General features: G+C 67.6%; 28 protein-coding genes. 11 read left to right on the top strand and 17 right to left on the bottom strand.

Features of this window, described 5'->3' with window-relative positions; translation table 11 throughout:
• Positions 1–14: 14 nt before the first annotated feature.
• Genes G539_RS0117460 through G539_RS0117450 form a run of 3 tightly spaced genes read right to left on the bottom strand, consistent with a single transcriptional unit; the run spans position 15 to position 1,459 of the window.
• A complete protein-coding gene (locus G539_RS0117460) occupies positions 15–551 on the bottom strand; it encodes an SRPBCC family protein (protein WP_029076341.1) in 537 nt (178 codons plus the stop codon).
• A 36-nt stretch (positions 552–587) separates the two neighbouring features.
• On the bottom strand, positions 588–1,007 hold the full coding sequence (locus G539_RS0117455; protein ID WP_029076340.1) for a YciI family protein: 420 nt from the start codon (positions 1,005–1,007) through the stop codon (positions 588–590).
• 35 nt (positions 1,008–1,042) lie between these two features.
• Complete coding sequence (locus tag G539_RS0117450) at positions 1,043–1,459, bottom strand: YciI family protein (RefSeq protein WP_029076339.1); 417 nt, start codon at positions 1,457–1,459, stop codon at positions 1,043–1,045.
• 242 nt (positions 1,460–1,701) lie between these two features.
• Between G539_RS0117450 and G539_RS0117445 the strand changes: the two genes are divergently transcribed.
• Together G539_RS0117445 and uvrB are read left to right on the top strand one after the other, a co-directional pair.
• Positions 1,702–2,739 (top strand): Ldh family oxidoreductase, encoded by a 1,038-nt coding sequence (locus tag G539_RS0117445; RefSeq protein WP_035831531.1) that lies wholly within the window; start codon positions 1,702–1,704, stop codon positions 2,737–2,739.
• A 96-nt stretch (positions 2,740–2,835) separates the two neighbouring features.
• Entirely contained in the window at positions 2,836–5,661 is a 2,826-nt protein-coding gene (gene uvrB / locus G539_RS0117440; protein WP_029076337.1) for an excinuclease ABC subunit UvrB, read from the top strand.
• 352 nt (positions 5,662–6,013) lie between these two features.
• Here uvrB and G539_RS0117435 read toward each other — a convergent pair whose 3' ends face one another.
• Positions 6,014–6,730 carry an MgtC/SapB family protein gene (locus tag G539_RS0117435; protein ID WP_029076336.1) on the bottom strand — a complete coding sequence of 239 codons (717 nt, stop codon included), beginning with the start codon at positions 6,728–6,730 and terminating at the stop codon, positions 6,014–6,016.
• Between the two features lie 86 nt (positions 6,731–6,816).
• Entirely contained in the window at positions 6,817–7,581 is a 765-nt protein-coding gene (locus G539_RS0117430; RefSeq protein WP_245576899.1) for a phytochelatin synthase family protein, read from the bottom strand.
• Positions 7,582–7,707: 126 nt separating this feature from the next.
• Between G539_RS0117430 and G539_RS27170 the strand changes: the two genes are divergently transcribed.
• Positions 7,708–8,340 carry an AAA family ATPase gene (locus G539_RS27170; RefSeq protein WP_245576898.1) on the top strand — a complete coding sequence of 211 codons (633 nt, stop codon included), beginning with the start codon at positions 7,708–7,710 and terminating at the stop codon, positions 8,338–8,340.
• A gap of 16 nt (positions 8,341–8,356) precedes the next feature.
• On the opposite strand, the gene G539_RS27165 is transcribed toward G539_RS27170, so the two are convergent.
• From G539_RS27165 to G539_RS0117410, 3 genes are all read right to left on the bottom strand, one after another.
• Positions 8,357–8,647 (bottom strand): hypothetical protein, encoded by a 291-nt coding sequence (locus G539_RS27165; protein WP_156912022.1) that lies wholly within the window; start codon positions 8,645–8,647, stop codon positions 8,357–8,359.
• Between the two features lie 143 nt (positions 8,648–8,790).
• Positions 8,791–9,618, bottom strand: coding sequence for an SDR family NAD(P)-dependent oxidoreductase (locus G539_RS0117415; RefSeq protein ID WP_029076332.1), 828 nt, complete (start codon positions 9,616–9,618; stop codon positions 8,791–8,793).
• Between the two features lie 78 nt (positions 9,619–9,696).
• Positions 9,697–9,975 carry a TM2 domain-containing protein gene (locus G539_RS0117410; protein ID WP_029076331.1) on the bottom strand — a complete coding sequence of 93 codons (279 nt, stop codon included), beginning with the start codon at positions 9,973–9,975 and terminating at the stop codon, positions 9,697–9,699.
• Positions 9,976–10,140: 165 nt separating this feature from the next.
• Here G539_RS0117410 and G539_RS0117405 point away from each other — a divergent pair, with 165 nt between their 5' ends.
• The gene (locus G539_RS0117405) at positions 10,141–10,494 is read left to right on the top strand and encodes a DMT family protein (RefSeq protein ID WP_029076330.1); all 354 of its coding nucleotides are present in this window, start codon (positions 10,141–10,143) and stop codon (positions 10,492–10,494) included.
• On the opposite strand, the gene G539_RS27160 is transcribed toward G539_RS0117405, so the two are convergent.
• The 3 genes from G539_RS27160 to G539_RS0117395 form a co-directional block, all read right to left on the bottom strand.
• Entirely contained in the window at positions 10,475–10,618 is a 144-nt protein-coding gene (locus G539_RS27160; protein WP_156912021.1) for a hypothetical protein, read from the bottom strand. The two genes, G539_RS0117405 and G539_RS27160, sit on opposite strands and share 20 nt — an antisense overlap.
• A gap of 4 nt (positions 10,619–10,622) precedes the next feature.
• Positions 10,623–10,868, bottom strand: a complete 246-nt coding sequence (locus tag G539_RS0117400) for a hypothetical protein (RefSeq protein ID WP_156912020.1) — start codon at positions 10,866–10,868, stop codon at positions 10,623–10,625.
• A gap of 216 nt (positions 10,869–11,084) precedes the next feature.
• Entirely contained in the window at positions 11,085–11,705 is a 621-nt protein-coding gene (locus G539_RS0117395) for a glutathione S-transferase family protein (protein ID WP_029076328.1), read from the bottom strand.
• Positions 11,706–11,859: 154 nt separating this feature from the next.
• On the opposite strand from G539_RS0117395, the gene modA reads away from it, so the two are divergent.
• The 5 genes from modA (at position 11,860) to modC (ending at position 15,253) form a co-directional block, all read left to right on the top strand.
• Positions 11,860–12,669, top strand: a complete 810-nt coding sequence (gene modA, locus G539_RS0117390; RefSeq protein ID WP_029076327.1) for a molybdate ABC transporter substrate-binding protein — start codon at positions 11,860–11,862, stop codon at positions 12,667–12,669.
• A gap of 5 nt (positions 12,670–12,674) precedes the next feature.
• Positions 12,675–12,881 (top strand): TOBE domain-containing protein, encoded by a 207-nt coding sequence (locus tag G539_RS0117385; protein ID WP_029076326.1) that lies wholly within the window; start codon positions 12,675–12,677, stop codon positions 12,879–12,881.
• A 147-nt stretch (positions 12,882–13,028) separates the two neighbouring features.
• Positions 13,029–13,415 carry a molybdopterin-binding protein gene (locus G539_RS0117380; protein ID WP_156912019.1) on the top strand — a complete coding sequence of 129 codons (387 nt, stop codon included), beginning with the start codon at positions 13,029–13,031 and terminating at the stop codon, positions 13,413–13,415.
• 78 nt (positions 13,416–13,493) lie between these two features.
• Positions 13,494–14,189, top strand: a complete 696-nt coding sequence (gene modB / locus G539_RS0117375) for a molybdate ABC transporter permease subunit (RefSeq protein WP_029076324.1) — start codon at positions 13,494–13,496, stop codon at positions 14,187–14,189.
• Positions 14,186–15,253, top strand: coding sequence for a molybdenum ABC transporter ATP-binding protein (modC, locus tag G539_RS0117370; protein WP_029076323.1), 1,068 nt, complete (start codon positions 14,186–14,188; stop codon positions 15,251–15,253). Before modB ends, modC begins: the two co-directional genes overlap by 4 nt.
• Positions 15,254–15,298: 45 nt before the next feature.
• On the opposite strand, the gene G539_RS25280 is transcribed toward modC, so the two are convergent.
• Together G539_RS25280 and G539_RS0117360 are read right to left on the bottom strand one after the other, a co-directional pair.
• Positions 15,299–15,697, bottom strand: a complete 399-nt coding sequence (locus G539_RS25280; RefSeq protein ID WP_425402361.1) for a septal ring lytic transglycosylase RlpA family protein — start codon at positions 15,695–15,697, stop codon at positions 15,299–15,301.
• A 183-nt stretch (positions 15,698–15,880) separates the two neighbouring features.
• On the bottom strand, positions 15,881–16,672 hold the full coding sequence (locus G539_RS0117360; protein WP_029076322.1) for a DUF72 domain-containing protein: 792 nt from the start codon (positions 16,670–16,672) through the stop codon (positions 15,881–15,883).
• Between the two features lie 82 nt (positions 16,673–16,754).
• Between G539_RS0117360 and G539_RS0117355 the strand changes: the two genes are divergently transcribed.
• Positions 16,755–16,997, top strand: coding sequence for a YgaP-like transmembrane domain (locus G539_RS0117355; protein ID WP_029076321.1), 243 nt, complete (start codon positions 16,755–16,757; stop codon positions 16,995–16,997).
• 41 nt (positions 16,998–17,038) lie between these two features.
• Here the strand turns inward: G539_RS0117355 and G539_RS0117350 are convergent, their stop codons facing one another.
• Together G539_RS0117350 and arfB are read right to left on the bottom strand one after the other, a co-directional pair.
• Entirely contained in the window at positions 17,039–17,293 is a 255-nt protein-coding gene (locus tag G539_RS0117350; RefSeq protein ID WP_029076320.1) for a GlsB/YeaQ/YmgE family stress response membrane protein, read from the bottom strand.
• Positions 17,294–17,374: 81 nt separating this feature from the next.
• Complete coding sequence (gene arfB / locus G539_RS0117345) at positions 17,375–17,794, bottom strand: alternative ribosome rescue aminoacyl-tRNA hydrolase ArfB (protein WP_029076319.1); 420 nt, start codon at positions 17,792–17,794, stop codon at positions 17,375–17,377.
• Between the two features lie 129 nt (positions 17,795–17,923).
• On the opposite strand from arfB, the gene G539_RS27155 reads away from it, so the two are divergent.
• On the top strand, positions 17,924–18,082 hold the full coding sequence (locus G539_RS27155) for a hypothetical protein (RefSeq protein WP_156912018.1): 159 nt from the start codon (positions 17,924–17,926) through the stop codon (positions 18,080–18,082).
• Between the two features lie 106 nt (positions 18,083–18,188).
• On the opposite strand, the gene G539_RS0117335 is transcribed toward G539_RS27155, so the two are convergent.
• On the bottom strand, positions 18,189–18,512 hold the full coding sequence (locus tag G539_RS0117335; RefSeq protein WP_029076318.1) for a GYD domain-containing protein: 324 nt from the start codon (positions 18,510–18,512) through the stop codon (positions 18,189–18,191).
• Between the two features lie 162 nt (positions 18,513–18,674).
• A complete protein-coding gene (locus G539_RS25275) occupies positions 18,675–18,932 on the bottom strand; it encodes a hypothetical protein (RefSeq protein WP_035831521.1) in 258 nt (85 codons plus the stop codon).
• Between the last annotated feature and the right edge of the window lie 53 nt (positions 18,933–18,985).

Below are 18,985 nucleotides of genomic sequence, written 5' to 3'. Positions count from 1 at the left end.
CGGATCTCGGGCTTTCAACCTGGCTCGGTCGCAGCCTTCAGGTTGGCGAGCCCGGTCTCGAAGTCGCCGCCGATCAGCTTGTCCATGTCGAGGAACAGGCCCATCACGCGGGCGACGAGCGGGGCGGGACCGTCCATCGACCATTCGACCCGCGTGGCGTCGCCGTCCGGCACCAGCGTGAACTCGGCCACATTGCGGGTCTGCATCGGCCTGGTGAAGTCGAGCGCGATCCGGACCCGCGACGGTGTCGCTTCGGTGATCTCCATCCGGCCGGCGCCGGCCTTGCCGGTGCCGCTCCACTCATAGATGGCGCCCTGGCCCTTCTCGGCACCCGAGAAGCGCCGCTGCATGGCCGGATCGAGCGTCTCGTAGGGCGACCATCGCCGCCAGTCGTGGAAGTCGGCGATGAGCGGGAGGATGCGCTCCGCCGGTGCCTGGATACGCGCCTGCCGCGCGACATGCATCCGGTCGGGCCGGGTCGCCGCATAGGCGACGACGCCGGCCACGACGACCACCAGCAGGGCGGCGGCGATGAGAAGGAACTTCAGCATGGTTGTATCCCTGGTGATGGGGCGCGACGGCGGGCGTTAGGCGCCGCTCGGGTGCCTCTGCATCTCGGCGAAGCCGGCGGCGGCTTCCTGCACGTCTTCCGGGAAATCCTCCATCTCCTGGACCTGGCGGATCTCGATCACCTCGTTCGGCCCGGCCGGGCACTTCTTGGCCCATTCGATCGCCTCGGCGCGCGATTTCACGTTGATCATCCAGTAGCCGCCGAGCACTTCCTTCACCTCCGCGAACGGGCCGTCGCTCACCACCGGCTGGCCGCCGGGGAAGGAGACCCGGGCGCCCATGGAGGGCGGGTGCAGGCCGTCGAGGGCGATCAGGATGCCGGCCTTCTGCAGTGCCTCGTTGTATTTCATCATCGCGGCGACGGCCTTCGCATCGGGCGCGGTGCCGGGGGCGGCGGTCTCGTATCCCTTCGGGATCATCAGCATCATGAAGCGCATGGTCTTGTCCTGTCGTTGAAAGGGAGAAAGCGGGTTCAGCCCTTGGGCCCGACCTCGATCTGGCGCAGGCGGTCGATCGACTCGCTCGGCGCGAAATCCTCGAGTTCGTAGAGCTGGCGGACCTCGATCTCGCCCGGCTTGCCGTCGCCGGCCGGGTTGGGCATCCGCTTCGCCCAGGCGATGGCCTCGTCGCGCGACTTGACCTCGATCAGGGTGTAGCCGGCGATTAGTTCCTTGGCCTCGGCGAAGGGGCCGTCGACGATCGAGCGCTGGTTGTCGGTGAAGCGGATGCGGAAGCCCTTCGAGGTCGGCTTCAGGCCGGAGGCGTCGAGCAGCACGCCGGCATTGGCGAGATCCTCGTGATAGGCCGTCATGTCGGCGATCAGCTTTTCCTCCGGCATGACGCCGGCCTCGGTGTCCTTGTTGGCCTTGACGATGATCATGAACCGCATGGGTTCGCTCCTTCCGGGTCGTTTTGCGCCGGCAGCGCGGCGGGGCGGCACGAGTTTTCCGTGCTCTGACAACACGACGAGCGGCGGAACGCGGAATCGACAGGCTGCCGGACATTTTTTCGCGATCGGCGCGAGATCGCGGGCGGCGCCGGAAGGGCGGGCCGGCGGGGCGGCGTTGTCCGCCCGGCGGGGCGCTGCTAGACAGTGTCGACTGATTGCATACAGAAAGGGGCATCTTGGGCATGGAACATTCCGGGGATCGCGTCACACTCGGCCTCGAAGAGGTCTTCGCGCTCGCGCGGTCGGTGCTCGCGGCGGCGGGGCTGCCGGAGCGGCAAGCGGTCCCGGTCGCGCGCGTGATCACCGAGGGGCAGCGCGACGAATGCCATTCGCATGGCCTGTTCCGGTTGCCCGGTTGCGTCCAGACGATCAACCACCCGCGCTTCAACCGCGCCGCCATTCCCGTGGTCGAGGACACGACCGCCGCGGTGACGAAGGTCGATGCGCAGTTCGGCTATTCGCTGCCGGCGCTGGAGGCGGCGATGCCGCTTTTCGTCGAGAAGGCGCGGGCGGTCGGCATCTCGGTGCTGGCGATCAACAACTGCTTCCATTTCTCGGCGCTCTGGCCCGAGATCGAGATGCTGACGGCCAAGGGGCTCTCCGCGATCGCGATGACGCCGAGCCATAGCTGGGTGGCGCCGGCCGGCGGCAAGCGGGGCGCGCTCGGCACCAATCCGATCGCCTTCGGCTGGCCACGCCGCAACGCCGACGGCAGCCCGCGTGATCCCTATGTGTTCGACTTCGCCACCAGCGCGATCGCGCGCGGGGACATGTCCCTGCACAAGATGGCCGGCAAGCCGCTGCAGGAAGGCTGGGCGATCGACGCCGGGGGCAATCCGACCACCGACGCGGCGGCGGGGCTCGAAGGCGCCATGCTGACCTTCGGCGGCCACAAGGGCTCGGCGCTGTCGACCATGGTCGAGCTGCTGGCGGGGCCGCTGATCGCCGACATGACGAGCCTCGAATCGATGGAGTTCGACGACGGCGTCAAGGCGGCGCCGGCGCATGGCGAGATCCTGATCGCCTTCGATCCGGCGGTGCTGGGCGGCGGCACGCGCGACAACCAGGCGAGCAGCGAGCGCCTTTTCGCGGAGATCGCCGGGCAAGGTGCAAGGCTGCCTTCCTCGCGGCGCTACGAGGCGCGCGCCCGCAGCCTCGTGCACGGCGTCAGCATCCCGCGACACCTCTACGATCAGATCCAGGCGCTGCCGCGGGCGTAGAGGGGAGTTCGAGACGTCGGGTCGAGCGCGTTTTCACGCTCGATCCGCGCACGCGCCCCCTTCAAATCCGGCGGGGCATGTTCTACTTTCGTACCCATGGCCAAGCGTTCCAAGACCCAAGGCTTCGGCGAAGCCCCGCAAGCTCCGCTCGAAGGAACTCCCCTGTCGGGCGGTATCGCCGACTGGATGGATGAAATCGCGCGCGCGGCGGATGCCGAGCCGCTGGCACCGAAGCCGAAGCGGGCGCCACGCGCCCGGCCCGAGCGGATGCAGCTCGTCGACCTGCCGGTTGACGCCGAGCGCAAGGCGAAGGGTGGCAAGGGTGGCGCGAAGAAGGCCGCCACCGACACGCACAAATCCGGGCGCGGCACCTCGATCGGCGTCGCCGCCAACGCACGCGAGCGCGCGGCGAGCGGCCTGAACCCGGTCTCGGGCCTCGAGATCAGCCTCGAAGAAGCGGAATCCATGGCGTCGTCCTCTGTGACGGCGACGGTCGCCGCGCTGTCGGCGCTGATCGAGAACGGCAGGCCGGAGATCCGCGACAAGACCTGGGTGCCGCATCGTCCGCCTCGGCCGGAGAAGTCGGAAGGCGGCAAGCCGTTCCAGATCGTCTCGCCCTTCGAGCCGCGCGGCGACCAGCCAAACGCCATCCGCGAGCTGGTCGAGGGCGTCGCCGAACAGGAGCGCGACCAGGTTCTGCTCGGCGTCACCGGCTCCGGCAAGACCTTCACCATGGCCAAGGTGATCGAGAGCACGCAGCGCCCGGCGCTGATCCTGGCGCCGAACAAGACGCTGGCGGCCCAGCTCTATGGCGAGTTCAAGGCGTTCTTCCCGGACAACGCCGTCGAGTACTTCGTCTCCTACTACGACTACTACCAGCCCGAGGCCTATGTGCCGCGGACCGACACCTATATCGAGAAGGAATCCTCGGTGAACGAGCAGATCGACCGGATGCGCCATTCGGCGACCCGCTCGCTGCTCGAGCGCGACGACGTCATCATCGTCGCCTCGGTCTCCTGCATCTACGGTATCGGCTCGGTCGAGACCTATACGGCGATGACCTTCGGCATCGAGCTCGGCGAGAGGCTCGACCAGAGGCAGCTGCTCGCCGACCTGGTGGCGCTGCAGTACAAGCGCTCCGACGCCAATTTCGTGCGCGGCACCTTCCGGGTGCGCGGCGATACCGTCGAAATCTTCCCGGCCCACCTGGAGGATCGCGCCTGGCGGCTGTCGCTGTTCGGCGACGAGGTCGAGAGCATCACCGAGTTCGACCCGCTGACGGGGACGAAGACGAACGAGCTCAAATTCGTCAAGGTCTACGCCAACTCGCACTATGTGACGCCGAAGCCGACGCTCAACCAGGCGATCGCCTCGATCAAGCATGAGCTCCGCCACCGCCTCACCGAGCTGGAGGCGTCGGGCCGCCTGCTGGAGGCGCAAAGGCTGGAGCAGCGCTGCCGCTTCGATATCGAGATGATGGAGGCGACCGGCGCCTGCGCCGGCATCGAGAACTATTCGCGCTACCTGACCGGCCGACTGCCGGGCGAACCGCCGCCGACCCTGTTCGAGTATCTGCCGGATAACGCGCTCGTCTTCACCGACGAGAGCCATGTCACAATCCCGCAGATCGGCGGCATGTATCGCGGCGACTTCCGGCGCAAGGCGACGCTGGCCGAATATGGCTTCCGCCTGCCGTCCTGCATGGACAACCGGCCGCTCCGCTTCGAGGAATGGGACGCGATGCGGCCGCAGACGGTGCACGTCTCGGCGACGCCCGGTTCCTGGGAGATGGAGGCGACCGGCGGCGTGTTCACCGAGCAGGTCATCCGGCCGACCGGCCTGATCGATCCGCCGGTCGAGATCCGTCCGGCCAAGAGCCAGGTCGACGATCTGCTCGGCGAGGTGCGCGAGACGGCGGCCAAGGGCTACCGCACGCTGGTCACGACGCTGACCAAGCGGATGGCCGAGGACCTGACCGAATATCTGCACGAGAACGGCGTCCGAGTCCGCTACATGCATTCCGACGTCGAGACGCTGGAGCGCATCGAGATCATCCGCGACCTGCGGCTCGGTGCCTTCGACGTGCTGATCGGCATCAATCTGCTGCGCGAGGGCCTCGACATTCCGGAATGCGGCCTGGTCGCGATCCTCGACGCCGACAAGGAAGGCTTCCTGCGCTCCGAGACGTCGCTGATCCAGACCATCGGCCGTGCCGCGCGTAACGTCGACGGCAAGGTCGTGCTCTATGCCGATCACATCACCGGCTCGATGGAGCGGGCGATGGCGGAAACCAACCGCCGCCGCGAGAAGCAGATGGCCTACAACGCCGAGCACGGCATCACGCCGGAATCGGTCAAGAAGCAGATCGGCGACATCCTTTCCTCGGTCTACGAGCAGGACCACGTCACGGTCGATGCCGGCCTCGCCGACACGGCGCTGGTAGGCAACAATCTGAAGGCGCATCTCGAGGCGCTCGAGAAGAAGATGCGCGACGCGGCGATGAACCTCGAATTCGAGACGGCGGCGCGGCTGCGCGACGAGATCAAGCGGCTCAAGGAGACCGAGCTCGCCATCGCCGACGATCCGCTGGCGCGGCAGTCGGCGATCGACGACCGAACCGGCGGCTATCGCGGTGAGCGCAAATACGGCAACGCGGCTAACCTGCCGCCGGAGCCGGCGACGCGGGCGCGCAAGAACGATCTCGACGAGATGACGGTGAAGCGCACCGAGGTGCCGCTCGCGACGAGGGCGCGCAAGCCGGAGCTCGACGAGATGGGCGTCAGTTCGAACCTGACCTCGGTCGCGACCGACGAGGGCGAGCGGCCGCAGCGGCCGGATCCGATGACATCCAACCATCGACCGCGCTCGGTCGGCGGAAGGCCGGGCAGTTCGGCAGGCCGAAAGGGCCCGAAGCGGCATTAGCTGCGGCGGCTCCCTCGCCCTCGGAGGAACCCAATCCGGCCGTCATGCCGCGCTCGATCTCCATCATCCTGAGGTGCCCGAGCATAGCTCGGGCCTCGAAGGACGCACGGTCGCAGCAGCTTGTCGATTGCACGACCGCTCTGCGTGCTTCGAGACGGCCCTGCGGGCCTCCTCAGCATGGTGTGGTGTTTCGCAGAGGTCTCCGCTGGCGAGGATGGAAGCAGGGCTGGCTTCCGCTTTCTAGACCCCCCCCTTGAGGAGGGTCGAAAACGCCGTTCGCGTTTTCGGGGCGGGGGCGCCATGCCGGTGCGGTTCCGCTCCCGGGCGGCCGCGCTCTTCGATGGTCCGTCCCTCAATCCTTGGTGCTGAGTGCCCAAGAGGCGTGGGTGACGCCGGCGAGCCGCTCGATGCGGCGGGCGACCGCGTCCATCTCGCTCGCCTTCACCGCCGTGCTGACGAGGGTCAGCACGATCTCGGCGAGGTTCTCGCCACGCTCGACCACCTCGATGTCGCCGGCCGGGTAATGCGCCTTCTCCAGCAGATCGGCCACCACGGTGCGGAGCCTCGGCAGTTCCGCTTCCTGCGCGGTCACCGTCACCTCATAGGTCGCCTCGGAGGCTTCCTCGTCGAGCGGGATGCGGTTTATGGCGTTGACGAGCGGCCGGAGCAGCGTGTTGCCGGCGATGACGAAGACGGTGACCAGCGCCGCATGGGCGATCATGTCGGCGCCGGCGCAGGCGCCGATCGCCGCCGCGCACCAGAGCGTCGCCGCCGTGTTGAGGCCGCGCACGTTCATGCCCTCGCGCATGATCGCGCCCGCCCCGAGGAAGCCGACGCCCGACACGACATAGGAGATGACGCGCGTCGCCTCGACCGGGCCGGTGATCGCCATGGCGAGGTCGACGAAGGCGGCGGCGCCGACCGCGACCAGCACATTGGTGCGCAGGCCGGCCGTGCGCTGGCGATATTGCCGCTCGGCGCCGACCAGCGTGCCGAAGATGAAGGCGGCGGTCAGGCTGACGACGGTGTCGAGGAAGGGCCAGAACTGGAAGGTTTCGATGAAGCGCACGTCTGACCCTGGCAGCGGATGGGACGAATCAGCGTGCAGTCTAGCCGCCTCGCGCCAGGCGTGTATGACGGCATTTCCCGTTCCGGCTAGCCGGGATCGCGGCGCGCCACCAGGACGAAGCCGCGCGAGCGGCCGCCATTGGCGTCGTCGGGCGTGTTCATCGCCGCGAACAGGTCGGCGGCGGTGACCCAGACGGGCGGATATTTGTAGCGGGCGACGTCGAGGATCAGGAAGCGGTCGCTGTCGGCGTCATAGGCGGCGAGCGGCGAGATGTGGCCGCCGACCTCCTGGCGCATAGCCTTGCGCAGATAGTTGACGACGACGAAATGCCCTGATTTCGCGAGATAGTCGCGCGCGGCCTCGCGAAACGCGTCGAGGCTGGTGTCGCCGGCATGCTTGACGGTGACGGCGAGCGGCCGGGTCGCCAGAACGCCGGCGAGCTGGTCGAGCGTCATGCCCTGCTTCAGGATCGTCTCGCGCGGCACGATCGCGTCGGTGCGTTCGTTGAGCAGATTGTCCTGCGTGAAGGTGTGGAACGGCTCGTAGTCCGGTACGGCCGGAGCCGGCACGCCGGCCGCGTTCAGCACCATGACCATGGAGGCGATGCCGCAATAGGACTGGGTCTTCTGGGTGACGAACTGGTCGGCGAGCGGGAAATAGGCCTCGCGCGCCTCGGCGCCGACGAGGAGCGCCTCGCCTTCGTTTGTCGCCGAACCGATCAGGTTGTTGGGCAGCGGCAGCGTTTCGGCTGTCGCCGCTCCGCACCAGAAGCCCAGCAAGATCAATGCAATACGGAGTTTTGAGGCCTGCATCGCGACAGTCTCCGGCACGTCCCCGCCGATTTGGATCATGCCGGTTTCCCGCGCCGGGCGCGAGATGGTCCGCGCGATTGACAGCCGATCGCACGGATGTTTGATTGGCCCTGGCGACACGCGGTCGAGTTGGCTCCCGCGCGCCCTTTCTCCCGGAAATCGCAATTGGCGCCCTTGGGCGTTCCATCTTGCTCGTTCGTTCGAGGAACCCAAACCATGTCCGAAGACAAGGGCCGCTCCCCGCGGCCTATCGACAACGCTGCCCGGCTCGTGATGCTGTCCGGCTGCTCCGGTGGCGGCAAATCCACCCTGCTTGAGGCGCTGGAAGCCCGTGGCTTCGCGACCTGCCCCGAGCCGGGCCGCCAGGTCGTGCGCGAGCAGATGCAAATCGACGGTCCCGCCTTGCCCTGGGTCGACATGCGCCAGTTCATCGAACGGGTGGTCGCGCTCGCGCTCGACCAGGCCGGTGCGGCGGCGCGCAGGGGAGGGACCACGATCTTCGATCGCGGCCTCGTCGACGCCTATGCCTATTTCAAACGGGAAGGGCTTGCCGTGCCCGCCCATCTCGAGGACGCGGTGCGCCGGGTCCGTTATGCGGATACCGTGTTCATGACGCCGCCCTGGCCGGAGATCTTCGTTGCCGACGCGGAGCGTCGCCACGGCTACGAGGCGGCCGTCGCAGAATATCGATCGCTGCTTCGCGCCTATGCCGATCTCGGCTACGCGATCGTCGAGATCCCGAAGGCGATGGTCGCGGCGCGGGCCGATTTTCTGGTCGAGCGTCTGTCTCAAGCCTGATGGGCGGAACCAGCGGCTATTTCTTCTTCCGCATCATGGCGGTCTCGCAGACCATCCTGCCGTCCGCCATCTTCATGTCGTTCGCCATGTACATCTTGCCGTCGGTCCCCATCATCATGATGACGCAGCTATCCATCGGCTTGGCGCTCTTGATCATCTCCTCCGTCTTCATCCGCTCGGTATCCATCGTGCGCCCGTCGGGCATCACCATCAGCACTTCGCCCTTCTTCATCATGTCGGCGAAGGCGGGGAAGGCGGCGACGGTTGCGAAGCCGGCGACCGCCATGACCATGGACCATCTGCGCATCATGACCTCCTGCCTGTCTTGACGCCGTCATTTCGCGGCGGCGCGTCATCTTAGGGCGGATTGCCAATGGCAGGGTTGAATTGAGCATCACTTTGCCGTGCAGGCGTCGTCCGGAGATCGTGGTTCTCGCCGGGCTCGGCTCGTCAGCCCTTCAGATAGGCCTTGAACTTGTCGGCGAAATCCTTGTGCCAGCGCGACAGCGGCGGCCGGTTCTCGACGACGTCGCCGGCGGCCCAGAGGATGCGCTTCTCGTCGGTGGCGCGGTCGACCTCGTTGTCGGGGCAGAGGATGTAGAAATCACCGCGATCGAGCGAGGCGAGCATGAAGTCGACCGTCTGTTCGGGCGTCCAGGCGCCGGCCGGCTTCTCGGTGCGCCCGGCCTTGGTCAGATGCGTCCAGACGAAGCCGGGGATCAGCAGATGGGCTGTGATCCTGACGTCCGCGATGTTGCGCAGCTCGTGCGCCAGCGCCTCGGTCGCCACCTTCACGCCGGCCTTCGACACGTTGTAGCCGGCGTCGCCCGGCGGCGTGGTGATGCCCTGCTTCGAGCCGGTGTTGATGACGAGGCCGGGCTCGGTGCCGTTCAGCATCTCCGGCACGAAGACCTGCATGCCGTTGACGACGCCGAACAGGTTGGTGTTGATGACGCGCTGCCAGTTGTCGAGCGAGCCGAGCACTGGGCCGGCGCCGTCGGTGCCGGCATTGTTCATCAGCACGTTGACCTTGCCGAAGCGCTCATAGACGGCGTCCCTAAGCTTCTCGACGTCGTCGCGGCTGGCGACATTGGTGCGGAGCGCGAGCGCGTCCGGGCCGAGCATCGCGACGGCCGCGTCGAGCGCTTCCTGGCGATAGTCGGCGATCGCCACCTTGAGCCCCATCGCCTCGAATTTCCGTGCCGCGGCGAGGCCGATGCCGGAGGCGCCGCCGGTGATTACGGCGACATGGTTTTCGGCGAGCGCGGGATGGGTCATGGCGTGGCGTCCGGGCTGGATGGCGGGAAGCGCGAGGCTAGGATGCGCGAGCCCGGCTTGTCCAGACGCGACGCGCCCCTACGGAATCGCGGCGCGTTCCAGCCGGCGGCGGATCTCGTCCTGCTTGTCGCGGATCATGCCGGGAATCAGGAAGGCGTCGATCAGCACCCAGACGAAACCGATGACGATGAAGAAGCAGAGGATCTGCAGGATCGCGCTGCCGGGGCGGCCGAGATAGAAGCGGTGCGCCGAGACGAACCACAGAAAGATCCAGAGCAGATAGGCCGTCGCCGTGCTCGGGCTCTCATTCGCCACGCGCATCTCGATCAGCATCTTCTCTTCGGTCGTCAACGGCATGGCCAAGTCCCTTCATGGTCGCCGGCGACCCTAGCCGAACGCGGCGGAAAAGGAAGCCGGCTCGTCGCCGGGCGGTGGCCGCGTTCCCGCGAGCGAAGACATCTTGACGGCGGTGACGGCGCGGGCAGAGTGCGCGCCGCCATCCTCCTCATTCAGGGCCCCACCATGCCGAACCTGCTTTCGCCGGCGATCGCGCCGATCGTCCTGCTCGTCATCTCCAACGTCTTCATGACGTCGGCGTGGTACTGGCACCTGAAGTTCCCGAACACGCTGCTGGTCAAGGTGATCCTGATCAGCTGGTTCATCGCGCTGTTCGAATACTGCCTGGCCGTGCCGGCCAATCGCATCGGCCACGGCGTCTATTCGGCGGCGCAGCTGAAGACGATGCAGGAAGTGATCACCCTCGTCGTCTTCGCGCTGTTCTCGTGGCTCTACCTGAAGGAGCCGCTCGGCTGGAACCATCTCGTCGGCTTCGCGATGATCGCCGGCGGCGCCGCCTTCATCTTTCACAAATTCTGAGCGGCGCGGCCAGCCAGAACTGCTCGATCTCGAAGCCGTCGTCGTGATGGCGGCGACGCTCGCCCGCGGCCGGCGACCGGCGGATCGCGACGCGCTGCGGCGGATGGGGCAGGCGGTGTCGCATGGGATCAGCTCCCCGTTCCGGCGCGGATGACGGGATGGATCGAGCCGACCGGCGTCGGGTCGAGCGGATGGGCGGCGGCATCCTGGCGCGCCTGGACTTCGCCGGCGCGCGACGGCGTGCCGCCGAAACCATGGATCGTGGCGATGGCGATGGTCACGGCCGCGTAGGCGGCGATCCAGACGTAGAAGGCGCCGCGCGCGGCGGTCTCGCGGCGCGGGCGTCCATGGCTGGTTGTGTCGTTCGTGCTCATCATCATGTCTCGTCGGTCTATCCAGAGTCGCCCGTCCCACGCCCCTATTCAGGGCCCGGACTACGGCAGCGGTCCGGATGGATTGTGGCCATGCGCGGCATTTGTGGTGGCCAAAATGAGAAGTCGGAATCAGTGTTAAAAATGCCTGAATCCGGGCTTGCTAGGCCCGGATCGGCACCGCGTCTGTGACGACGGTCACTGACGGATGGCGCAGGGTCAGGGGCGCCAGTCGAGCCCGACATGGCGCGGCCGTGCTGCCACGCGCGCCAGCCAGTCCCGGATCGCCGGATAGCGGCCGAGGTCGTAATCCGCTTCCTCGGCGACATGGGTGTAGGCGTAGAGCGCGATGTCGGCGACCGAGAAATGTTCGCCGGCAAAGAAGGCGTGCGCCTTCAGCCAGTCGTCCATGACCGTCAGCACGCGGTTGCCCTTCTGCTGCCACTCCTCGATCCGGTGCGCCATGGTCTCGCGGCCGCCGGGGATGTAGCGGAGCCAGTTGCGCGCCACCGCGATCACCGGCTCGTGGCTGTACTGCTCGAAGAACAGCCACTGGTAGCAGAGCGCGCGGTCGTAGGAATCGGCGGGGAGCAGGGCGGTGCCTTCGGCGAGGTGCAGCAGCATGGCGTTCGATTCCGCCAGCGGCCGGCCATCGGGCAGGACGAGCAGCGGCACCTGGGCGTTCGGGTTCAGCGCCAGGAAGTCCGGGCTGGTGGTCTGGCCGTCGCCCTTCTTGAAATCGACGATGCGGAACGGGATGGCGAGTTCGTGCATGGCGAGGCGCGCCTTGTAGCAATTGCCCGAGAACTGCATCGAATAGAGCGTGTAGGTGCCGGCCATGGTTCTTTCCCCGAGCGTCGCCGGCAGGCTAGCCGGGTCGGCGCGGCGACGTCCAATTCCAATTCGTGCGGCATCGATCACCGAAAGCGATCGGCGGGCCGTTGATTGAGCGACATTTCCGTGCAGAAATATCGAGGATCAATGGGAGAGAACTATGTCGATCAATCGCTTTCGGCGCGGGCTCGTTCTGCTCGGTAGCCTTGCCTTCCTCGCAGCGCCGCTGGTTGCGCCCTTCGCCGCCGCGACCGCGCAGGCCGCCGACGTCACCATCTTCGCCGCCGCCAGCCTGAAGAACGCGCTCGACAGCGCAGCCGCGGCCTACAAGGAGAAGACCGGCAAGTCGTTGACGATCAGCTATGCCGGCTCGTCGCAGCTCGCCAAGCAGATCGAGGCGGGCGCCCCGGCCGACATCTTCTTCTCCGCCGATCTCGACTGGATGGACTATCTGGCGAAGAAGGACCTGATCGACCCGGCGACCCGCGTCACGCTGCTCGGCAACACGCTGGTCCTGGTCGCGCCGAAGGATTCGACCGCGACGCTCGAGATCGCCAAGGACCTCCCGCTGGCCGATGCGCTCGGCGCCGACGGCAAGCTCGCCATGGCCAGCATCGATTCCGTGCCGGCCGGCAAGTATGGCAAGGCGGCGCTGGCGGCGCTCGGCGTCTGGGACTCCGTCCAGCCGCATGTCGCCCAGGCCGACAATGTCCGCGCCGCGCTCGCCTTCGTCGCCAAGGGCGAGGCGCCGTTCGGCATCGTCTACGGCACCGACGCGCATGCCGAGCCGGACGTGAAGGTGGTCGGGACCTTCCCGGAGAACACCCATCCGGCGATCGTCTATCCGGTCGCGCGGGTCGCCGCCTCGAGCAACGCCGACGCGAAGGCATTCCTCGACTGGCTGGTGACGCCGGAAGCGAAGCCGAACTTCGAGGGACAGGGTTTCACGGTTCTCGGCGGTCAGGGGTAGGCGCCATGAAGCTCAGCGCGCGCAACCAGCTCGACGGCACCATCGTCGCGGTCGAAAAGGGCCAGACGACAGCCCGGGTCAAAATCGACATCGGCCACGGCCTGGTGATCACCTCGTCGATCACCAACGAGGCGGTCGACGATCTCGCCCTCAAGGTCGGCGACAAGGCGGCGGCCGTGATCAAAGCGTCCGACGTCATGATCGGCAAGTGACCGGCGCCTGACGTGGAGCGGCCCGATGCATGCCGACTGCCGGCCGGCCCCCTCCATCGGGCCGCTCCCGTCCTTTTCGCGCTGGCGCTTCTCGCCGGCGCGGCCTTTCCTGCCTCCGCCGAGGATGCCGCACGGCTCGACGGGGCCGTGCGCCAGACGCTCGCCCTCGACGCCGCGACCTTCCAGTCGCTGCCCCGGATCGCCGTCGTCGTCGACGTCGCGACGGGCAAGGGGCGCGAGCAGGGCGCCTATGTCGGCGCCCTGCTCTGGGATCTCGTCCAGATGGCCGGTCTGCAGGCCGGCGCGGGCAAGAACGGCGATCTGCGCCGCACGCTGTTGGTGACGGGGCGGGATGGTTATTCCGTGGCGCTGGCGCTGGGTGAGATCGATCCGCATTATGCCGGCAAGGTGGTCATCCTCGCCTATCAGGGCGGCCAGCCGCCGTCGTCCGCCGGTTCGCTGCGCCTGATCGTTCCCGGCGACGCGCATGGCGGCCGCAACGTTCGCGACGTCGTTCGTATCGAGGTGAAATGAACCGCCACCCTTGCCGTGCCGCGCCGGTTCAGGCGCGCCGGGCCCGGCCCATGCAGCCCCGGCCCGCCGGGTTCGTCGATGTCTGACTATCTCTCGCCCGAAGAGCTGACCGCGATCTGGCTCAGCCTCAAGGTGTCGACGGTGGCAACGCTGGTCGCGTTGCCGTTCGGCATCGCCGTCGCGCTCCTGCTGGCGCGGGGGCGCTTTCCCGGCCGCACCCTGCTCGACGGCCTCGTGCACCTGCCGCTGGTGATGCCGCCGGTCGTCACCGGCTTCCTGCTGCTGCTCGCCTTCGGCCGCAAGGGACCGCTCGGCGCGTTTTTCGAACAGACCTTCGGCCTTGTCTTCGCCTTTCGCTGGACCGGTGCGGCGCTCGCCTGCGGCGTGATGGGCTTTCCGCTGATGGTGCGAGCGATCCGGCTCTCGATCGAGAGCATCGACCGCAAGCTGGAGCAGGCGGCCGCTACCCTCGGCGCGGGCCGCGCCATCGTCTTCCTGAGCGTGACGCTGCCGCTGGCGCTGCCGGGCATCCTCGCCGGCATCGTGCTCTGCTTCGCCCGCGCGCTCGGCGAATTCGGCGCCACCATCACCTTCGTCTCCAACATCCCCGGCGAGACGCAGACCATGCCGTCCGCGATCTACGCGCTGATCCAGACGCCGGACGGCGACGCCGCCGCGCTCCGCCTGACGCTGATCTCGGTCGCGATCTCGTTCGCGGCCCTCATCCTCTCCGAGCTGATCGCGCGCCGCATGGCGCGGGGCGGCGTGACGTGACGCTCTCGATCGCGGTCCAGAAGAAGCTCGGCGGCTTCACCCTCGATGTCGCGCTCGAGACGGGAGCGGGCGTGACGGCGCTGTTCGGTCGCTCCGGATCCGGCAAGACCTCGCTCGTAAACCTGATCGCCGGCCTCGCCCGGCCCGACAGCGGCCGCATCGTGCTCGACGGCCGCACGCTGGTCGACACGGCGAACGGCGTCTTCGTTCCGGCCGGGCGGCGGCGCATCGGCTATGTCTTCCAGGAGGGGCGGCTGTTCCCGCATCTCTCCGTGCGCTCCAACCTGCTGTATGGCCGCTGGCTGACGCCGAAGGCGCGCCGCTGGGGCACGCTCGACGAGGTCGTCGACCTGCTCGGCATCGGCCCGCTGCTCGGCCGAAGGCCGCGCGACCTCTCCGGCGGCGAGAAGCAGCGCGTGGCGATCGGCCGGGCGCTGCTGGCCAGCCCCGACTGCCTGCTGATGGACGAGCCGCTGGCGGCGCTCGACCGCGCCCGCAAGGCGGAGATCCTGCCCTATATCGAGCGGCTGCGCGACGCGAAGCGCCTGCCGATCGTCTATGTCAGCCATTCGGTCGAGGAAGTGGCGCGGCTCGCTGATGCGGTGGCGCTGATCGATAATGGCCGGGTCGCGGCGCTCGGGCCCGTCAGCGAGGTGTTCGCCCATCTCGAGGCGGTGAGTGACTGGGAGGATGGCGCCGTGCTGGAGGCGATCGTCGTGGCGCAGGACCGGGCGGCCGGCGTGACGCGGCTGGAGCATCCGGCCGGCCCCCTGACCGTGCCGCATCTCGACATCGCCGTCGGGGGGCGCGCGCGCGTTCGTGTCCGCGCGCGGGACGTGGTGCTCGCGGTCGGCGAGCCGGGCCGCCTTTCGGTGCGCAACCGGCTTGCGGCCCGCGTGGTCGCGATGGCCGAAGGGGAGGGCGCCGAGGTCGGCGTCCGGCTCGATGCGGGCGGCAGCCCGATGCTGGCCAGGGTGACGCGCGATGCGGTGCGCGAGCTGGAGCTCGCCCCCGGCGTCGCCGTCACCGCGTTGGTCAAGGCCGTGGCGCTGGACGGGACCTAGTCCCGCCGTCACCGATCAAAGGCAGGGAGGCTGGTTTGGCCGGCCTCAGGCCGGGCAGGCGCCCTTCATGGCGGCGCCATCGACGACCAGGCGCACCTTGGCGGTGCCGGAATTGATCATGCCGAGCTGCTTGGCCGCGGCGCGGGAGACGTCGATCACGCGGCCGCCGGTGAAGGGGCCGCGGTCATTGATGCGGACGACGACGAACTTGCCGTTGGAGAGGTTTTCGACCCGGACGCGGGTGCCGAAGGGCAGGCGGCGGTGGGCCGCCGTCATGGCGTTGGGATTGTTGCGCTCGCCGCTCGCGGTCTTTCCGCCCAGCTGATACCACGAGGCCCGCCCGCACTGGGTGCCGGCTTCGGCCGGCTGGGCTCCGAAGGAGAGGGCCGCACCCGCGGCAACCAGGGCGGCCGTGACGGCCGCGATACGCAATTGAACCTGCACGCTAGATCTCTTCGTTGTCGCGTTCGCCGACGCGGTTTGCACCCAAAACGGAAACAAGTTTCGCTGGCTGTTTATCCAACAGTGGAAAAGGGCGAGATTTGGGCGTGCGATTGTTCACAAAAACAGCGCAACCGAATGCAATCGCGTCCGGACGGCGCGATCGATTCGATCGTCGGACGCGGATCACCGGCCGCCGAGGCGCTCGATCAGGGCCATGGCGGCGAAGGGCGCCTTCGGCTTGAAGCCGTTGATCATGTAGAGGAATACGTCGCGCGCCGGCGCCTTGTCCGGCGTCGCCGCGACATGCTTCAGATCCTCGGGCACGCCGCCGGATGCCCAGGCCTCGGCGCGGCGGCGCCAAGCGTCGAGGGCCGATTCCGGATAGCCGTTTTTTTCTTCCTCGGACGCGTTTTGCAGCCGCGCATAGACGAAATCGGCGGACGGATCGGCAATCTGTGGATAGTCGTCCGAGTCGGCCACCACCACCGCGACGCCATGCCGGCGCGCCAGCGCGATGAAATCGGGCGTCTCGAAACTCGGATGGCGGACCTCGACGACGTGGCGGATGGCGAGGCCGCCGACGGATTTCGGCAGCAGCTTGAGGAAGGCTTCGAAATCCTCGGCGTCGAACTTCTTCGTCGCCATGAACTGCCAGTTGATCGGCCCGAGCTTCGGGCCCAGCTCGGTCACGCCGCTGTCGAAGAAGCGTCCGATCGACTCGCCCGCCTCGCCGAGCACGCGGCGGTTGGTGGCGAAGCGTGGCCCCTTCAGCGCGAAGACGAAGTCGTCCGGCGTCTCCTCGGCCCATTTGCGGAAGCTCTCGGGCTTCTGCGAGCCGTAATAGGTGCCGTTGATCTCGATCGAGGTCAGTTTCGAGCTCGCATACTCGAGCTCGCGCTTCTGGGCGAGGCCCGGCGGATAGAAGCTGTCGCGCCAGGGTTCGAAGGTCCATCCGCCGATGCCGACACGGATCATGGCTCAGGCTCCTGTCTGCTCGTTCCGATTGGGAACGCGAACGCCACTCGCGCGTTCACCTTGGTCAGCAATGGGAGAAACGATGATGTTTCGGGCCAAACCACCCGTAGTCGTTCCGGAAATCTCGACCGAGGGGCGCGTGGTGTCCGTGGTCGCCGGTCTGATATTGGCCGCCGCGGCGCTGAAGCCAAGGCCCAACCGGCTCTTGTCGCTGCTGGCGCTGGGGACGGGGTCCTACCTCGCCTATCGTGGCGCGACCGGACATTGCCCGATCACGGAGGCGGTCCGCGATCATTGCCACCATTCGGACGGCCGCGGTCGCTGAACCCGGCCATCCCCTGGGGTTGGTGTTGACGGGCGCGCTTCTCAGGCGCGCTTGCGCACGATTGCGCCCCAGATCAGGAGCACGATCACCGCGCCGACGATGGCGCCGATGAAGCCGGCCTGGTCGTTCGGGCCGTACCAGCCGACCGCCTGGCCGAGATAGGTGGCGAGGAAGGCGCCGGCGATGCCGAGGATGACCGTCAGGATGAACCCGCTCGGCTCGTTGCTGCCGGGCGTGATGAACTTGGCGATGACGCCGGCGACGAAGCCGATGATGATGGTCCAGATGATGCCCATGAGGCGTGCTCCCCGTGATCCAGCCGGTCCATGTGCGGGCCGCGTCAAAATGTTGCACGCCTTCGCCTGATTTGGCGAGAGCTATTCGAGCTTGACGCTGCCGCGCATGGTCTTGACGTTGGAGCGCTTCGCCTTGCCCTCCAGGCGGCGCTTCTTCGAGGCGAGCGTCGGTCGGGTGGCGCGGCGCGGCGTCGGCGGCACCAGCGCCTCGCGGATCAGGGCGGCGAGCCGTTCCTGCGCGTCGGCGCGGTTTCTCGCCTGGTCGCGGAAGCGCTGCGCCGTGATGACGATCACGCCGTCCTGGGTCAGTTTGGAGCCGGCGAGCCGCATCAGCCGCACCGCCACGGCATCCGAGAGCGCGCGCGAGCGACGCGCGTCGAAACGCAGCTGCACGGCGCTCGAGACCTTGTTGACGTTCTGCCCGCCGGGGCCCGAGGCGCGGATGAAGCTTTCCTCGATCTCGCTGTCGTCGAGGACGATGTCGTCAGTAATCTGGATCATCGGGCAGTTCTGCGCGCCGTTTCCTGCTGTTTTCTCGTCTCAGCCATAGCATGGCTCTGGCATGTTTTGCTGGATTGTCGCAATCTGGCAACAGTTATGCTAGAATCAGCGTGCAAAACGGGGGTATCGATGAATCTCCAGTTTGGACTAGCTGTCGCGCTCGTCGTGGTTGCAGGCTTCTTGCTTGCCAACAAGGCGGGGGCTGTCGGGGTTTCCGGCGTCGCCGAGCCCGTGGCCTGCTTCGCGGCCGGCCCGCCGCTCGCGCATGCGGCGCCGGCGCTGCGCTGACCGATCCGAAGGCCTGATGCGGCCCGCGATATCGCGTGGGCGCAGCGTCGCCGCGTCTAGTCTCCGTCCTCCCGATACCATTCCGTTCTGATCCGCACCGCGCCGCTCAGCCCGGCGGCGAATAGCTGGCCGCCTTGGCCCTCTGCATGGATTCCATGCCTTCCGCCGTTGTCATCAGCGCCGTGGTCCGGATCTTCGACAGGCTGCCGGAGGAGCCGATCGCCAGCGACAGCGCCCCGGCCGCCTTGTTGTCCGGGAATTCGGCGGTCAGCACGACATCGTACTCGCCGAGGGCGAAGTAGAACGCCTTGAGCGAGCCGCCGAGCGAATCGATCGCCTTGCGGGCCGCGTCCTCGCGGTTCTGCGGCTTGGCGACCATCGCCTTGACGGCGACGGGGGTGTAGGAGACCTGAAGGAGATAATGGGGCATGACGAGCTCCCTTGCGGGGCGCACAGGCCTGCGCTGCCCGCGCAGGATCGCGCGCCAGGTCGCCCGGCCGGATCCGGCGGATCGGCGGGGACAACCCCTCCAGAATGCACCGGATCAAGGCTTCGCGGAAGGCGGGGTGTTCCCGGCGCTTCGTCGAGGCGGCTATTTCTCGGCTTCGGCCTCGGCGATCGCCTTGTCATAGGCGGCGCAGATCTCGTTGAAGTCGGTGGTGCGCTCGGCGACGCGGTCGGTGTCGAACTGCTTCTTCCGCCAGGCCTGCGCCTTGGAGGGATCCTGGGTCGTGATGCCCTTGACCAGATCGGCCAGCTGGATCGCCTTGGCCTGCAGTTCTTCCTCGGTGCAGGCGAAGGCGGGGGTCGCGGTCAGAAGCAGCGAGAGTGCCAGGATCGTGCGGCGCATCGTTTGGGTATCCTCCGTATCGTCACCAGTCCCCGGTCGGATATAGACGGTTC

It is taken from the genome of Kaistia adipata DSM 17808, from assembly GCF_000423225.1.
In the GTDB taxonomy this organism is placed as follows: Bacteria; Pseudomonadota; Alphaproteobacteria; order Rhizobiales; family Kaistiaceae; genus Kaistia; species Kaistia adipata.
The sequence above is the reverse complement of the archived record's forward strand: the minus strand, read 5'-3'. Positions and strand labels throughout refer to the sequence as shown.